The organism is Spirillospora sp. CA-294931, from assembly GCF_050946795.1.
GTDB lineage: Bacteria > Actinomycetota > Actinomycetes > Streptosporangiales > Streptosporangiaceae > Spirillospora.
The window spans coordinates 3,886,284-3,902,031 of the sequence record NZ_CP192006.1; the positions used below are offsets into that span (position 1 = coordinate 3,886,284).

The window sequence follows — 15,748 nt, forward strand, 5'->3', positions numbered from 1 at the left end:
AAGAATGCGACCCCGCATCAATCATGGGAAGCCGGGCTTGCGGCGAACCTTGCGGCGGCCCTTGCGGAAATCTTGCCGTGGTGACATGGGCCCCGGCCCATCCTGGCCAAGGAACAGGTGTCTTACTCCTAGACCTATTGCCTTGACAATGCGAAGATTTCGGCGTCAACGCGTCCACTGCAATGGTGCATCACGGGAGCACGGATGGAGTTCCGCCTGCTCGGCCCGGTGGAACTGTGGGCGCGCGGACAACGGCAGAATCTGGGCTGGGCCAAGGAGAGGTGCGTCCTGGCCGTCCTGCTGATGTCGCCCGGCCGTCCGATCCCCGTGGAGATCCTGATTTCAAAGGTCTGGGGCGGTGACCCTCCGGAACAGGCCCGGGACGGACTGTACAGCCAGATCGCACGGCTCCGCGGGCGGCTTCACCATCAGGAAGGCGCACGGCTCACCTACCACGCCGGCGCCTATCTCCTGGAGACCGATCCCGAGCGCGTCGACTATCACCGATTCAAGCGAATTCGCACGCAGGCCCTGACCGCCCGCGACGGAGGAGACCCGGAGGAAGCCGTCCGGTTGCTGGGCGAGGCCGTTCGGCTGTGGCGCGACAAACCGCTCGGCGGCGTCCGCGGCGATTGGGCCGCCCAGACCAGGCGGAACATGGAGGTGGAGTTGCTCGGCTGCGCTCTGGAGCGCATCGAACTCCAACTCGGGCAGGGCCGCAACGGCGATCTCATTCCCGAACTGAATGATCTTGTGGCCCGGTTTCCCCTGGACGAGAAGCCGGTCGAGCTGCTGATGCTGACATTGCAGAGGAACGGCCGGTCAAGCGAAGCGCTGTTGGCATTCGAGCAGGTCAGACAACGGCTGGACGCGGAGCTCGGAGCGCCGCCCAGCCCCCGGCTGCGCGAGATTCATCAGGGAATACTTCTCGGCGAGCCCGGATCGGTCCCGCCCGCCCGCCGTGTCAAACCGGAAGCGCCCCCTAATGACCTCCCTCGGGACGTCCGCACCTTTACCGGGCGCGCGCGGGAACTCGAATGGTTGACCGCGATGGTGGAAGGGCGTGAGGGGGCGGTCTGCGTTCTGGCCGTGAACGGCATGCCCGGCGTCGGCAAGACGGCGCTGGCGGTTCACCTGGCGCACCGGCTCACGGACCGGTACCCCGATGGACAGATCTTCCTCGATCTCCACGGGCACGACGCCGAGCGGGACCCGATCGATCCGACGTCCGCGCTGGGCAGGGTCCTGCGAGCGCTCCGCGTTCCCGACTCCCGGATCCCGGGCGACCTGGACGGCAGGGCGGCCCTCTGGCGGGCCGAGCTCTCCCATCGCAAGGTGCTCCTCGTCCTCGACAACGCCCTCGGCAATGATCAGATCCGGCATCTGCTCCCCGGCACGCCCGGGTGCCTGGTCGTGGTCACAAGCCGGCGGATGCTCTCCGGCGTCGACGACTCCCAACCCCTGCCCCTGGACGTGCTCGCCCCCTCCGAGGCGGCCGACCTGCTGGTGCGGATCGTCGGTTCACGCCGGGGCGCCGGCGACGTCGACATCCGCGCGGTCGCCGACCTCTGCGGGCATCTGCCGCTCGCCGTCCAGCTGGCCGGCAGCCGCCTTCGGCACCGTGCGGCCTGGAGCTTCGCCGACCTGGCCGCGCGCCTGGGCGAAGGTCGCGACCGGCTCAAGGAGATCCGCGCGGAGGACAGGTGCCTCACCGCCGCGTTCGACCTGTCGCTCCAGGGCCTGGACGCGCGGCAACGGACCGCCTTCATCGCGCTGTCGCTGCACCCGGGTGCCGACTTCGGGGTGGGCGACGCCGCGGCGCTGCTCGGAGAAGGGCGGGACGTCGCCGAGTCGCTGCTCGACGACCTTCACGACCACCATCTGGTGGCCGAACCGCGGCGGGGACGCTACCGGTTTCACGACCTGATCGGGGAGTTCGCGGAGCAGCTCGTCGATCGGGAACCGGGGTTCGACCGCGGGCCCGCGATCGACCGCCTGCTGGCCCACCACCTCGCCGCCGCCGACCAGGCGGACCGGCTCCTGTTCCCGCAACGCTCCCGGATAGAGGTCACCGCCGACCAGACCGAGGCCCCAGAGTTCACAACGGGGGAGGACGCCCGGGCCTGGCTGAGCGAAGAGCTGGACAACCTCGTCCACGCGGCCAGGTACGCGGCGGAGCACGAGAGAGCCTGGCACTGCGCCATGCTCGCCCACGTCCTGGTCGAGTACCTGGAGTCGTCGGGACACTGGCGTGAGGCGGCCAGGCTCCATGAAAGCGCGGTAGAGGCATGGCTGGCCCTGGGCAAGGACGACCAGGCCGCACGCGCCCTGGCCGACCTGAGCAAGGTCCGCTGGCGCGCGGGGGAGCACGAGGCGGCCCTCGACTGCGCCAACCGTGCACTGGCGATCCAGCGCGAGCGCGATGACCGCGCGGAGATCGGCGCCCTGTACGACCAGATCGGACTGATCCACTGGCACCGCTCGGAGTTCGACGTCGCGTTCGGCTATTACGCCCAGGCACGCCCGATCTACCAGGAGATCGGGAACCGAAAAGGCCTGGCCGAAGTGGCCAATCATTCCGGAATAGCCCTGTGGCACCTCGGCCGCTACGCCGAGGGCGTCGCACAAATGCAGGAGGCCCTGAACCTGTACGCGGAGGTCGGCAACCTCCGCGGCCAGCAGATGGCACTCAACAACCTCGGCTATATCGAACTCAGCCAGGGAAACCACGACGTGGCTCTGGACTATTACCAGCGAGCGGCCGAGATCGTGGAGATGAATCGACAGCACCGAGCCGTCTGGCTCAACAACGTGGCGACCGTCCACGAGCGAGCCGGCCGCTTGGAGGCGGCCTTCGAGGGATACCGAGAGGCCCTGGCCATCTACCGCGAAATCGGAGACCGCCGCGGCGAAATGGATTCCCTCATCAACGTCGGCGCCTGCTATGTGGCAATGGGCCGAGACGCCGAAAGCCTCATACACTTCCAAAAAGGCCTCAACAGCGCCCGCGAACTAGGCGAAAAATACGAGGAATGCCGCGCACTGCGAAGCATAGGCGAAGCACACCACCGGATGGGCCGCCCCGGACTCGCCCTGGAGCAACTGGAGGAGAGCCTCGCCGTGGCCCGTTCCATAGGAGCCACCTACCTCGAGGCGCAAGCCCTGGACGGCCTGGGCAGGCTCCTCACCCAAACACGCGGCATAGCCCAAGCCGAACCCTACAACAGACAGGCTCTGGAGCTCTACGAGTACCTGGGCGCCATTGAAGCGGACTCAGTCCGCAGCCGCCTCATGGAGACCGACGGCACATCCGGCATCGACGTCTGAAACCCCCATAATCCCCTAATCAAGGGGAATCTCTGACAACTTCCACAGAAATCTCTCGTGTCTATCGATGTGCCAACTTTCCCTGGTAGCGTTTGGGTGTCGGAACACACGGACCTCGAGGGTGTTGAACTTGAGGTGGCATGGAGGGAACGTTTCAAGTCTTATGAAGCACGTCGTCAAATACGCTGCCGTCCTAGTATTGGGGTGGCTGATGTTTATGACCATGGCCCCCGCCTCGGAGTCTGCCAAAGCCGAGGTAAGCCATAGTACAGCTGCCTAAGGCTATGGTCGCGAGGATCGGCGGGCTGGAGCAGCCCGCCGATCCTTTTGCCGTCTTTGCTTGAGCGCCGTCGCGTGCGGGTTCTTCTTCGTTCGGGTGACCATGACGAGGGTGAAGGTCGGCGCGCTTCGGCCTCAATGCGGGCCGGGGGCGGGTCAGGCGTTGGGGGCTTGGCGTTTTAGGAACGCGTCGACGATGTCGTGGACGAAATCGCTGGTGATCTCGCGGTTGCCGAGCAGGCGGCGGAAGAACAGCGGGCCGATCAGCTGATCGGCGGCCGAGTCGACGTTGAGGTCGCGGGGCAGGTCGCCGCGGGCCTTGGCCGCTTCGAGCAGGCCGCGCATGCCCGCGATGCCCGTGTCGTACATCGTCTCCTTGACGCGGCTGAACGTCGGGTCGACGCCCGAGCGTTCGATGAAGGCACGCATGGCTCGCTCGGACGCGGGCTGGTGGAGCAGGTTCCGTCCGTGTTCGAGCAGGTTCAACAGGTCTGTGCGCAGCTCGCCGGTCGGTTCCGGGCGGGCGGCGATCGACACCTCGGTGATCGCGTCCTGGAGCATCGCGGCGGCGTCCGGCCAGTGCCGGTACAGCGTGGTGCGCCCGACGCCGCTGCGTTCGGCGACCGTGACATGGGTGACGCCGGGTAGTCCCCGCTCGACCAGCAGTTCCCGTGCGGCGGCCAGTGCGGCGGCGCGGCTGCGCACGGTCCGTGGGTCGGGACCACGGCTGGGAGCGGACATCGAACTCCAGGACGGTGCGTGGGCTGGGACTCGCGACCAGTCTGCCATGACCGGGGGGCGCTGGGGTCCGTCGAATCCGTGTGGGGGCTGGTGGTGGGTGGTTCTGGGACAGATTGCCCTTGGGTTTTGGGACAATTTGCACCGGAGTTAGTTTTGGGGCATTCTGTTCCACAGTTGGGGCGGGGGTTGACCGCCCCGCGTGCCTGAGGAGTGGTCATGACTGAACTGCCCACCGATATCCATCGCGCCTCTGGCGCTCCACCCGGGAGTGATCGCGGGCCGGGGGGCCGTAAGGGGCTCGCCCTGGCGGTGATCGCGGTCGCTCAGCTGATGGTGGTCCTGGACGTCTCGATCGTGAACGTGGCGTTGCCGTCCATCCAGGGCGCGCTGGGTTTCTCGATGACCAACCTGGAATGGGTCGTCAACGCCTACGCCCTCGCCTTCGGCGGGCTGCTGCTGTTGGGCGGACGAGTGGTCGACATGTTCGGCCAGCGCCGGATGCTGGTGGTCGGCCTCGCCCTGCTGACCCTGGCCTCGTTGCTGGGAGGCATGGCCACCAACCAGGGATGGCTGATCGCGGCGCGCGCGGTGCAGGGAGTGTCCGGCGCCCTGGTCGCGCCGGCCGCGCTGGCGCTGGTCGCCGGCACGTTCTCCGAAGGTGCCGAGCGCAACAAGGCCATGGGCGTCTATGCCGCCATGGGCGGTGCGGGAGGCGCCCTCGGCAACGTGCTCGGCGGGGTCTTCACCGAGGCGCTGAGCTGGCGCTGGGTGCTGTTCGTCAACGTCCCCATCGGGGTGCTGCTGATCGTGGCGGCCGCGAGGGCGTTCCCGGCCGGGACGACCACGACGCGCGGCGGGCTCGACCTGCCCGGTGCCCTCACCGCCACGGGCGGCATGTCGCTGATCGTGTACGGCTTCATCCACGCCGCCACCGACAGCTGGGGCAGCGCCGGAACCGTCGCCCCGCTGGCCATCGGGGGAGCCCTGCTGGTGGCCTTCATCACGATCGAGGCCCGCACCCGGTCGCCGTTGATGCCGCTGGGCCTGTTCAAGAGCCGCAACCGTTCCGGCGCGGTCTTCATCATGCTCGCCCTCGGGGTCTCCTCGATCGGCCTGTTCTACTTCCTGACCCTGTACATGCAGATCGTGCTCGGGTTCAGCGCGGTGCGCACCGGGTTCGGATTCCTCCCCTTCGCGGTGGGCGCGGCGATCTTCGCCACGGTCAGCAGTCATCTGGTGAGCCGGATCGGTCCGCGCGTCCTGCTGACGGCGGGCACCGCGATGGGCGCCGGTGCCATGTTCTGGTTCTCGCGGCTCAGCGCCGAGGGCGGCTACACCGTCGACCTGCTGGGACCGATGGTGCTGGCCGGAAGCGCCCTGGGGCTGTGCTTCGTGCCGCTGACGCTGGCCGCGGTGTCCGGGGTGCGGAAGGAGGACGCCGGGGTGCCCGCGGCGCTCCTCAACGCGGGACAGCAGGTCGGCGGGGCCCTGGGCCTGGCGCTTCTCGGCACCCTGGCCACCACCGCGACCGAGGACAAGATCTCGGACAGGCTGGGCGCGGCGGCCGCGGACCAGGCCGGCTCGCACGGGCCGGGAGACGCCGCCGCGATGCCGCCCGAGGTGCGCGAGGTCGTGTTCGACGCGCTCACCCACGGGTACTCGCTCGCGTTCGTCATCGCGGGATGCGTCCTGGCAGGCGCCGTGGTGGTCGCGCTGGCGGTCATCCGGGTCTCCTCGCGCGACGCCGCAAACGTCGAGGCCGCCGCGCTCATGTAACCCGGTCGATCCAGATGCTCATGACCAACGTAGGGAGAAACAACACATGTCCACACCCATCGGAGTCGGTGGCCTTTCCACCCGGCACATGGGGCCGATGCCACGCCTGTTCGGGTTGATGAAGGCGACCGCGACGTTCCTGGCCGTCGCGATCCTGCTGCAGGGATTCTCCGCCGGGCGGCTCTTGGCGGGGGAGGAGGACGGCCGCAAGGCGCACGAGGCCCTCGCCCTCGTCATCGTCGTCGCGCTGCTCGTGCAGATCGTCGCCGCGATCGTGGTGCTGCGCGGCGGCGGGCCCAAGGGGTTCCTGGTCACCGGGCTGGTGCTGCTGGCGCTGACCGTCGCGCAGGTGGCACTCGGGCAGAACGGAGAGATCGCCGCGCACGTCCCGCTGGGCGTCGCGGTGTCCTGCGCCGTGGCCATCCTGGCCTACAAGGCGTGGACGTGGCGGCCCGCCCAGCGCTGAACCCTTCCGACGAACCGGTTTTCCCCTCGTATCCCGAAAGGACTCGTCCATGTTCAAGGACCGCTTCTTCCTGCTGGACGCGGGCGCCTCACGGCCCACCCGTGTGCTTCTCCCGCCGTCGATGAGCGTCAAGGCCGGGACCGAAGACACCGAAGGACGCTTCTCCCTGATGGAGAACAACGGCGACGGTGACATCCCCGCCCACGTTCACGACACCTTCGACGAACTCGTGTACGTCGTCGAAGGCGATCTCGGGATCGAGTTCGACGGGACGACCCACCACCTCACCCCCGGCATGGTGGCTCTGGTGCCGCGCGGGGTCACGCACGCCATGCGGAACCTCGGGCCGGAGGGCTCCGCCGTGCACGCCCTCCAGCTGTCCGCCCCGGGGGGCTGGGAACGGTACATCGAGGACCTGTGCGAGGCGGGCGCGGCCGACGACCTGATGCTCCCCGACGGCAGCTGCGACCTGAAGAAGGTCAATGAGATCGGCAGGCCCTACGGCATGCGTTATCACCTCGGGGAGGGAGATCCCGCCGAGTGGGGCGACAAGGGCCGGTTCTACGTCCTGCGTCAGGGGGAGGCGAGGCCGGGACGGATCGAGGTGCCGCCCGCGTTCGGAACCAAGGCGCGGACCGAGGACACCGACGGCCTGATCTCCCTGCTGGAGGTGACCGTGGCCCAGCCGGTCCCGCGCCACACGCACCACGTCGCCGACGAATGCGTCTATGTGCTGGACGGCGATTTGGAGATCGACTTCGACGACGTGACCCATCGAGTCGGCGCGGGGCAGTTCGTGCTGCTGCCGCACGGGGTCCCGCACGCGATCCGGCCGGGCTCCAACCCGCCGCCGAAGGTCGTCCAGATCTCCTCGCCCGGAGGCTGGGAATGCGTGGTGGAGACCCTCATCGAGCACCGCGCCGAGGTCAGCCGGGACGGACGCTTCGACCCGGCCGCCCTCAACCGCCACACGCGCAGGTACCACGTCGTCTACGACGAGACCGAGTGACGGTTCGCCGATCTAGCGCATGAGGCGGCGGAGCGCCGACATGGCCTGGTCGATGCCATGGGGCGTGATGTTGCCGTAGCCGAGGACCAGCGAGCGTGCCGGTACGGCGGGGGTCAGCCGGTAGCGGGTGATGGAGTCGAAGGCGATCCCCGCCACGGCCGCCTCCTGGACGAGGAGGTCGGGATCGTGCTCGTCGGGCAGGGTCGCGCAGGTCTGCACTCCCGCCGCGATCCCGGACAGAAGCGGGGGACGTCGTGGCGGGAGACCGCGTCCTGGAGTGCCTCCCGGTGACTCTTGTAGCGGATGCGGCTCTGGCGGACGTGCCGGTCATAGGCACCGCAGGTGATCAGCTCGCCGAGGGCGAGCTGGTCGAGCGTCGCGGAGCCGTGGTCGGTCAGGAACTTGCAGGAGACGAGCCGTTCCATCAGCGCGAGCGGGCTGACGATCCAGCCCAGGCGCAGTGTCGGGGCGAGCGCCTTGCTCGTCGATCCCAGGTAGACCACGGTGTCGGGCGCGAGCCCCTGGAGCGAGCCGACCGCCCGGCGGTCGAAGCGGAACTCGCCGTCGTAGTCGTCCTCGAGCACCAGGGCGCCGGTCCGGCTCGCCCAGGCGAGCAGCGCCTCGCGGCGGTGCGGCGCCAGCACCGCACCGGTGGGGAACTGGTGCGCTGGAGTGGTGAGGACGGCGTCCACCCGACGAGCAAGGCCGCGCGCCGGCCGGGAAGGGACCTTCCGCATGACCCCACCAACCGCCGAGATCCCCGACGGAGCAGGGCGTCCGCTCGACCCGCGCACCATCCGCAGCCGCCAGGCGGCACTGGCGGCGGTCCGCGAACTGCTCACCGAATCGGGTCTGCCCGGGGTGACCCATGTCACCGTCGCCGCACGCAGCGGGGTCGGGCGCTCCACCCTCTACCGGCACTGGCCCGACGTCCCGTCGATGGTCTCGGAGGCGCTCGCCCAGGTCCGGGTCGCCGCGACCCCCGTCCCCACCGGCCACCTGCGCACCGACCTGGTCAACCTGCTCAACGGCACCCGCATGGTGCTGCACCACCCCGCGTCCGAACGCGCGATGCGGGCCCTGATCGAACGCTCCGGCATCGACCCGGCCTACACCGAGCTGAAAAGGCAGCTGCACCGCTCCGGCGCCGCCGTCATCGAGGAGTTCCTGAACGCCGGCATCGCACGCGGCGATCTGTCCGCCGACCTGGACCTCGACCTGGCCGTGGCCCAGCTGGCCGGACCGGTCTTCTACGACCGCCTGCTCGCCGACCGCGACGTCCCACCCGCCACCGTCGAGAAGATCGTCGACGCCTGGCTGACGCTCTACGCCCCGCAAGAGAGCCCCAGCCACGGCCGGCCCTCCCGCTAGATCGCTCCGCGCCAGAAGTCGCGCGAGCTCCACGGTCAGGCGGGGCAGGTTCTGGCGAGGAGCCGGCTGAGCTGGTGCTGGTGCCGTGCTGTCGCTCTCTCGATGCACTCCAGGACGGCGGTGACGGCGGGATCGCGGCCCTGGGCGGTGACGGCCACCGCTACCTTGCGCACCGGGGCGTCGTCACGGTGGAGTTCGCGGATCACCAGGTCGCTTCGCGTGCCGGTGGCGGCCAGCCCGGGAATGAGCGCGATGCCGTGACCGGCGGCGACGAATCCCTGCTTGCCCATCCAGCCGCCGCAGCGCACACCGATCCTGGCGGTGAACCCGGAGCGCTCACAGGCCGCCAGCAACACCTCGGCCGCCTGCGGATAGTCCTCCACCCACACATCGTCGGCCAGTTCCACCAGCGGGATCTGGCGGCGGTCGGCGAACCGATGCGAGCTCGGCATCGCGAGCAGCAGGGGATCGTCGAGCAACGCGATCACTTCTACGTCGCCGCTCCCCGTCTGGGGCAGCGGGTGATAGTCGGTCACCACCGCGACGTCCAGGCTGCCGCGGTGCAGTGCGTCCAGCAGCCCCTCGCTGGTGCCCTCGGTGACTGTGAGGTCCAGGCCCGCCGCGGCGTGCCGAAGTTCGGTCATCGCCTGCGGCAACAGGGTCACGTTGGCGGTGGGCACCCCGCCGAGCCGCAACTCACCGGTGTCGAGGCGGCGCAGGGCCGCCAACTGTTCGGTGGCGGTCGTGACGCCGTCGAGGATGTGCCTGGCGTGCCTGAGCAGCGCCTCCCCGGCACGGGTGAGCCGCACGCCTCGGGCCTGCCGCTGGAGCAGCGGCAGCCGCATCTCCCGTTCCAGGGCCGCGATGTGCCGCGAGACGGCCGACTGGGTGTACCCGAGCCGTTGCGCCGCCGCGCTGAGCGAGCCCTGGCGTGCCACCTCGTCGAACGACTCGAGCTGCCGAAGATCCACACGCTGAGGGTATGCGAACTCCGCAGAGCTCCCCCCGGATACTTTCGCTGGTGGCATGGGCGGTCCGCCCCTCACAATTCACGTGACGCGAGCCGCGCGACGTCCTGTTGCCGCGCGACGACCCTGAGGGAGTGAAGACCCGTGGAGGAGAGCATCTCCGAGACGTTGCCCCCGATCGTCCTCGTGACGTCGGACGATGGCGAGATCATCGATTACAACGACGGCGATGTCTCGGTCGTCCTGGCATCGGGAGAGGGGACGGGCGGTGCCTTCTCCGTGGTGGAGCACCGTCTGGGACCCAAGGCCCTGGGGCCGCCGCTGCATCGTCACCAGCGACTCTGCGACAGCTTCTACGTGCTCGAAGGCACGGTCACCTTCCGCGTCGAGGACAGGACGGTTGAGGGCAACCCCGGCGCGTACGTCTGTTTCCCGCCCGGGGTCGCCCACACCTTCCGCAACGACAGCGATCAGCCGGTCAGAGTGCTCAACATCAACGCCCCCGGCGGCTGGGACCGCGTCCTGCGCGACGTGGCGGCGGCCAGCCGGACGGGAGCCGTCGGCCCCGCCGAGACCGGACGCATCGCGGCACGCTACGACATGATCGTCCTGGAGTAGAACCCTGGAAGCGCCGTACCTGGTCAGGTGGGGAGCGGATCCTCGCCGAGCGTCCGAACCCCGTTGGCAGAGGAACGCCGCACCGCGTCAAAGCCCTCCTTGAGCATGTGCTTCTCGTAGTCCCGCACGACGTCGGCGAGCGGGGCGCCGGGTGCGGCCTGGGCCAGCGAGGCGGCGAGCGCGGCCGCGTCGCGGAGCGCCATGTTCGCTCCGGCGCCGGCCGCCGGGCTCATCGCGTGGACGGCATCGCCGAGCAGGGTGACGTTGGAGCTCGCCCACGGAGGTACGGGGACGCTACTGCGCACCGTGACCGGATAGAGCGTCGAGGCGTCCCATTCGGCGACGATGCGCCGCAGCAGGGGATGCCATGCGGCGATCTGCCCGCGGACGACGTCGCGCAGCCGCTCACCGGGTGCCGTGCGCAATTCCTCATCGCCCAGGCCCAGCAGCTCACGCCGCCGCCCGAACATGACCGCGAGACTGTCGTGTGCTGATCCCAGATCCACCTGGGGGGCCAGCCGGGCCGCGGCCGCGCTCGGCCGTTCCCGATACTCGACCGGAGCGATGCCGAGGAATCGCTGGCCGGGCCCGACGACGGAGTTGAAGACGCTGAACATCGCGCGCGGCAGCTCCGCGCGCAGTCGCGGTGTCAGCGGAACCCGCCCGTAGATCAACCGGGCACCGGAGTCGACCACCCGGGCGTGCGGGAGGCGCTGCGCGCGGATCCGCGAGCCGATGCCGTCAGCGGCCACCAGCAACGTGCCCCGCGCGGTGCGGCCGTCGGCGAAACGGGCCGTGACCACGGCGCGGTCGACCTCGTAGCCCACGCAATGCCGGCCGAACTCCACGACGCCGTCCAGGCCCTCCAGCAGTACCCGGTGCAGCGCGCGCCGGTCGATGACGACGTGGGCCGGCATGATGCGGTCGAGGTCCTGGTCAGGGGCCAGATCCTCGTCCAGGTCGAACACCCCGGTCGGACGCAACTGGTCGTCGAAGCCGCTGACCCGTGCGGGCGGACGCCCGGCCATGGACCCGATGAGCGCGAACAGGTCGGGCGGCAGGTTGGCGGCCAATGCCCTCCGGCCTGCCGCGTTGATGTGCAGACGGTGTCCCTGAGCGCGCACTGCCGGGGAGGCGTCCCGCTCATAGACGGCGACGCCGATCCCCGCGCGGCGCAGGCCCTGCGCCAGGCAAAGACCACCCAGCCCTGCGCCGATCACCAGCACATGGGGATCGGCAGGCCGCTGGGCGCGGACGATGGACGGCGGACGCGAAGAATCGGGAATCACGCAGGCCTCGCAGAGAGTCGATGACGACTCTCACCTCCCTGCCGCGGCGCGGCGGGAACCAGCTAGCGAGGCCGAAGCCCACGAGGACTCCGCGAGCCCTCCGGTGAGAAGACCCGTCAAGCGTAGACCCCAAGCCCGGGCTCCGCACTCGCCGGGAGCCCCGCCCCACACCGCGACAGGCGTCCACCCTGCGCAGCGCCTAGGCCATTCGAGAGCCGCCCCGTACGCTGAGCTCCATGATCACCGATAAGGACTTGAACTATCTCCGGCGTTGTGTGGAGTTGGCCGGTGAGGCGCTGGCCGATGGTGACGACCCGTTCGGGTCGGTGCTGGCCTCCGCCGACGGCGAATTTCTGGCCGAGGGGCGCAATCGGGAGACCACCTTGGGCGACCCGACCGCGCATCCGGAGTTCGAGCTGTCCCGCTGGGCCGGGCTCAATCTGTCGGTGGACGAGCGTGCGGGGGCGACCCTGTACACCTCGGGCGAGCATTGCCCGATGTGCTCGGCGGCCCAGGGCTGGTGCGGCGTGGGCCGCGTGGTCTACGTGGCTTCGTCGGCGCAGCTGGTCGGCTGGCTGGACGAGATGGGCGCCTCGCCCGCTCCCGTCCGTCCGATCGCGATCCAGGACATCGCCCCGGGGATCACGGTGGAGGGCCCGGCACCGGAACTGGAGGAGCGAATCCACGAACTGCACCGCCAGAACTACGCCAAACGAAACCGCACTCGCTGACCCGCTCGCCTGGTCGGCCCGAGGGTCGGGTCAGGAAAAGGGCGGGGGGCCGTTTCCGACCAGCGTGATGACGTCGGACCAGGTCGCCGAACCGCCGAGGGTGACCTGGGCCTCCCGGCCGTCGGGAAGCCTCAGCGTCCGGTCGTGATCGCCGGCGGCATCGAAGTCGTCGATGGTCGCGGTCCCGGACCACTCCCGCTGCTTCGACCGCAGGTCGACGTAGACCTCGACCTCGGCTCCGTCACTGGCGATCAGGGTGGCGGGCCCCCGGTAGCGGCTCACGCCCGGCTCGTCTCGTCGGGACCGGCCTGGAATGTGTTCATGAAGACGCACCCTAGCGTCCAGGTCAGACGTTCTCGGCGGCCCAGGAAGCCCGGGCGCGACAGCCGGTCCCCAGGGCGTGCGGTTCCAGGGCGGTCAGGGCGCCTGGTGTGCGAGCGTCCGGCGGAGTTCGCCGGTGTCGACACCCAGGGTGGTGAGCAGCGTGTCGCACGGGTCGCCGGGATCGGCAAGCAGCGCGCCCAGCAGGTGGGTGGTCCCGGTGGACGGGTCCTTGCGCGCGTTCGCGCTCAGGCGTGCGCGCGTCAATGCCTGCTCGGCGCCATCGCTCAGCTTGAGCGGGACGGGGGAGCCCGGCTCGGTCTGGTCCGCCGGGATCAGTTCGGTGGCGGCGTCGAGGGCGGTGGGCAGCGTGACCCCTCGGGCGCGCAGCGACTCGGCGCCGGTGTTGTTCCGCTCCAGCCCGTCGCGGAGCCGGAGGCCGGCGCTGGTGAGCTGGTCGTCCAGCGCGAGGACGGCGAGCAGCAGGTGGACGGTGGTCACGGTCGAATGCCCGAGCCGGACCGCCCCGCGCCTGGCCTCCTGGCGCACCGTGAGGACGATCGGCGAGCCGAAGCCGCCACTGGAGAGAGCCCTGGCGAGGCCGCCCCAGAGCTTCCCGCGTTCCTGGTCGAGCATGCCCAGATTGCGCAGGCCCTCGATGGCGTCCGAGTGGGGTGTGCCGTCCTGGTGCGCGCTCGGGTGCTCGGCGAGCCTGGCGACGAGTTCGTCCCGGTCCAGGCGCTGTTCGAGCAGTGCCTCACACGCTCGGTTGCCCGGATCGTGCAGGAGTCCCATGAGCAGGTGGGTGGCGTTCGTCCGGGAGACGCCGCGTTCGTGAGCGTGCGGGAACGCCTGCCGGATCGCGGCGGCCAGGGCGCCGGTCGGCAGGAGCGGCGAGGGCTGCTCACCGTCCGGGCGCTGCTTCTGCCGCGCCAGCCACTCCGCCTCGCGCAGCAGCGCCACGACCGCGGGGTCGCCTGCGGACGCCGTGTCGTCGGCCCGCTCCTCGCTGAGCCATCGCACTTCGTCCTTGGCCGCGATGACCCCCATCAGCGAACCGCTGACGCGCACGCCGGGAGCCAGCACCTCGCTCGCCGCGGAACCGCCCTTGAGAAGCGCGAAGAGCAGGTGCTCGGTTCCCACGGTGGGACGGTCGAGCCGGATGGCCCGCCTGAACGCGCCGACCAGCGCCTCCACCACCTCGCGGGAGACTCCGGCGATCGGTACCGGCCGCATGCCGATCCCTTCCTTCCATGGACGGGACATGGTGTCGTCCCTTCGTCTGATCACTGAGACGCAGCCTAGGATCGCGACCCGTGCCGAGGCGGGTGCCGGACGGCCCGAACTCTTGGCCGATCGGCCATCATGTGCGAGCGGATCGGCGATCTCCGGCATCGCGTTGTGACAATGATCGGGTCAATGAGCCGAAGGTGAGGTGGCCGCAGATTCTCCCGTCGGCCGAAAGGATTCGCCCGGCCCTCGTCCGCGAAGTGCGGGAGGCGCGGGACGCCCTGCGCTCCGCCCCGCGCGGCGTGGTGGCCCGCGAGCTGGCGTTCTTCCTCGTGGTGCTCGCCATTGGATTCGTCCAGCTCTGGCTTTCGCCGCCGTCGCCCGGGCGCGTGGCCGCCATCGTGGCGAGCGCGTGCTGGGCGGCCCTGCTCGTCCCCGCCCGCAGGCGGTGGCCCGCCGCGACGATGCTGGCCACGGCACCGGTGTTCGCCGGCGGCAACATCGGGGCACTGGTGTTCCTGCCCGCCGTCACGTTTTCGGCGGCGCGGCGTATCCGTCCCGCCAGGCGCCTGTGGACGACGGTGCTCCTGACCGCGGCCGCCGACGCGCTCCTCCAGTTGGCGGCCGAGATCAACGAGCCGCACGGATTCGGCGAGCTGTTCGCCGGCTACGCGGTGAGCGTCGTGCTGCTCCTGCTGCTTCCGGCGCTGACCGGCGGCCTGCTGGGACGCCGCCGGCCGCTGGTCCGGGTCCTGCGCGAACGCAACGACTACCTGGAGCGGGCGCAAGTGCTCACCGGGGAGAAGGCGCGCATGAAGGAACGCGCACGCATCGCCGCCGAGATGCACGACCTGCTCGGCCACCGGCTCAGCCTGATCTCCATGCACGCCGGAGCGCTGGAACTCACCACCGCCGACAAGGCCCCGGAACTGAGCGGCCAGGCCGAGCTTCTGCGCACCACGGCCGCGACCGCGATGACCGAACTGCGCGAGATCCTGGAGGTTCTCCGCGACACCATGGACACCGCACCCGGTGCCGTCGGCGAGCGCACCGGGACCCGGGCCGATGTGGCCGATCTCGTGGACGGTTCCCGCCGCGCCGGAATCGACGTCGACCTGGCGTGGTCGGGTGCGGACCTCGACTCGGCGGATTCGCGGACGCGTCACGCCGTGCACCGCGTCGTGCGGGAAGGCCTGACCAACGTGCACAAGCACGCCCCGGCCGCCCGCACCAGGGTCGAGGTGACCGGCGGGGCCGACCGCGTCCGCGTCTGCGTGACCAACGGCCCGGTGCGGGGCGCGGCCCCTCGTCTCCCCGGCACCCGCCAGGGACTCGTCGGCCTGGAGGAACGGGTCGCTCTGCTCCGCGGCGCCTTCACCGCCGGACCCACACCCGAAGGCGGATTCCACGTCATGGCCGTCCTCCCTCCCCACCCGCCCGTGCCCGCGTCCGCGCCCGCCGACCTCGGGACGCTCCGGGACGAGCCCGAGCGTCCCGCGCCGCTCGACGCCGAGGTGCTCACGCTGCCCCGAGTCCTGGGCGCGGGGTGCCTGGGGCTGCTGGCGACCGTCCCGGTCGCCGCCGGAACGGCGATTCTGATCATCGCGTGGGTTCTAGAATGA

Annotated in this window: 15 protein-coding genes; 8 read left to right on the forward strand and 7 right to left on the reverse strand. The window is 70.1% G+C overall.

The features are described 5' to 3' along the window. Positions 1-204 precede the first annotated feature (204 nt). Positions 205-3,327 carry a tetratricopeptide repeat protein gene (locus ACQPY4_RS17315; protein WP_433337514.1) on the forward strand — a complete coding sequence of 1,041 codons (3,123 nt, stop codon included), beginning with the start codon at positions 205-207 and terminating at the stop codon, positions 3,325-3,327. Positions 3,328-3,762: 435 nt separating this feature from the next. On the opposite strand, the gene ACQPY4_RS17320 is transcribed toward ACQPY4_RS17315, so the two are convergent. Then, entirely contained in the window at positions 3,763-4,311 is a 549-nt protein-coding gene (locus ACQPY4_RS17320) for a TetR-like C-terminal domain-containing protein (protein WP_433337517.1), read from the reverse strand. A gap of 252 nt (positions 4,312-4,563) precedes the next feature. Between ACQPY4_RS17320 and ACQPY4_RS17325 the strand changes: the two genes are divergently transcribed. Genes ACQPY4_RS17325 through ACQPY4_RS17335 form a run of 3 tightly spaced genes read left to right on the forward strand, consistent with a single transcriptional unit; the run spans position 4,564 to position 7,598 of the window. Continuing rightward, the gene (locus ACQPY4_RS17325) at positions 4,564-6,123 is read left to right on the forward strand and encodes a DHA2 family efflux MFS transporter permease subunit (protein ID WP_433337519.1); all 1,560 of its coding nucleotides are present in this window, start codon (positions 4,564-4,566) and stop codon (positions 6,121-6,123) included. A gap of 46 nt (positions 6,124-6,169) precedes the next feature. Beyond that, positions 6,170-6,589 carry a hypothetical protein gene (locus ACQPY4_RS17330; RefSeq protein WP_433337521.1) on the forward strand — a complete coding sequence of 140 codons (420 nt, stop codon included), beginning with the start codon at positions 6,170-6,172 and terminating at the stop codon, positions 6,587-6,589. 49 nt (positions 6,590-6,638) lie between these two features. Further along, positions 6,639-7,598 (forward strand): cupin domain-containing protein, encoded by a 960-nt coding sequence (locus ACQPY4_RS17335; RefSeq protein WP_433337523.1) that lies wholly within the window; start codon positions 6,639-6,641, stop codon positions 7,596-7,598. A 12-nt stretch (positions 7,599-7,610) separates the two neighbouring features. On the opposite strand, the gene ACQPY4_RS17340 is transcribed toward ACQPY4_RS17335, so the two are convergent. Both ACQPY4_RS17340 and ACQPY4_RS17345 read right to left on the reverse strand, forming a co-directional pair. After that, the gene (locus ACQPY4_RS17340; protein ID WP_433337525.1) at positions 7,611-7,754 is read right to left on the reverse strand and encodes a hypothetical protein; all 144 of its coding nucleotides are present in this window, start codon (positions 7,752-7,754) and stop codon (positions 7,611-7,613) included. Then, entirely contained in the window at positions 7,712-8,335 is a 624-nt protein-coding gene (locus ACQPY4_RS17345; RefSeq protein ID WP_433337527.1) for an aminotransferase class I/II-fold pyridoxal phosphate-dependent enzyme, read from the reverse strand. Before ACQPY4_RS17345 ends, ACQPY4_RS17340 begins: the two co-directional genes overlap by 43 nt. Between ACQPY4_RS17345 and ACQPY4_RS17350 the strand changes: the two genes are divergently transcribed. Beyond that, on the forward strand, positions 8,334-8,969 hold the full coding sequence (locus tag ACQPY4_RS17350; protein ID WP_433337529.1) for a TetR/AcrR family transcriptional regulator C-terminal ligand-binding domain-containing protein: 636 nt from the start codon (positions 8,334-8,336) through the stop codon (positions 8,967-8,969). The genes ACQPY4_RS17345 and ACQPY4_RS17350 overlap by 2 nt on opposite strands. Before the next feature lie 35 nt (positions 8,970-9,004). Here the strand turns inward: ACQPY4_RS17350 and ACQPY4_RS17355 are convergent, their stop codons facing one another. After that, positions 9,005-9,940, reverse strand: coding sequence for a LysR family transcriptional regulator (locus tag ACQPY4_RS17355; protein ID WP_433337531.1), 936 nt, complete (start codon positions 9,938-9,940; stop codon positions 9,005-9,007). A gap of 141 nt (positions 9,941-10,081) precedes the next feature. Between ACQPY4_RS17355 and ACQPY4_RS17360 the strand changes: the two genes are divergently transcribed. After that, positions 10,082-10,555 carry a cupin domain-containing protein gene (locus ACQPY4_RS17360; protein ID WP_433337533.1) on the forward strand — a complete coding sequence of 158 codons (474 nt, stop codon included), beginning with the start codon at positions 10,082-10,084 and terminating at the stop codon, positions 10,553-10,555. 23 nt (positions 10,556-10,578) lie between these two features. Here ACQPY4_RS17360 and ACQPY4_RS17365 read toward each other — a convergent pair whose 3' ends face one another. Further along, on the reverse strand, positions 10,579-11,844 hold the full coding sequence (locus ACQPY4_RS17365) for an FAD-dependent oxidoreductase (protein ID WP_433337535.1): 1,266 nt from the start codon (positions 11,842-11,844) through the stop codon (positions 10,579-10,581). A gap of 236 nt (positions 11,845-12,080) precedes the next feature. On the opposite strand from ACQPY4_RS17365, the gene ACQPY4_RS17370 reads away from it, so the two are divergent. Next, complete coding sequence (locus ACQPY4_RS17370; RefSeq protein WP_433337537.1) at positions 12,081-12,575, forward strand: nucleoside deaminase; 495 nt, start codon at positions 12,081-12,083, stop codon at positions 12,573-12,575. A gap of 30 nt (positions 12,576-12,605) precedes the next feature. Here the strand turns inward: ACQPY4_RS17370 and ACQPY4_RS17375 are convergent, their stop codons facing one another. Beyond that, on the reverse strand, positions 12,606-12,857 hold the full coding sequence (locus ACQPY4_RS17375; RefSeq protein WP_433337539.1) for a DUF4873 domain-containing protein: 252 nt from the start codon (positions 12,855-12,857) through the stop codon (positions 12,606-12,608). A gap of 135 nt (positions 12,858-12,992) precedes the next feature. After that, entirely contained in the window at positions 12,993-14,132 is a 1,140-nt protein-coding gene (locus tag ACQPY4_RS17380) for a Clp protease N-terminal domain-containing protein (RefSeq protein ID WP_433337541.1), read from the reverse strand. Between the two features lie 194 nt (positions 14,133-14,326). On the opposite strand from ACQPY4_RS17380, the gene ACQPY4_RS17385 reads away from it, so the two are divergent. Next, positions 14,327-15,748 carry a sensor histidine kinase gene (locus ACQPY4_RS17385; protein WP_433337543.1) on the forward strand — a complete coding sequence of 474 codons (1,422 nt, stop codon included), beginning with the start codon at positions 14,327-14,329 and terminating at the stop codon, positions 15,746-15,748.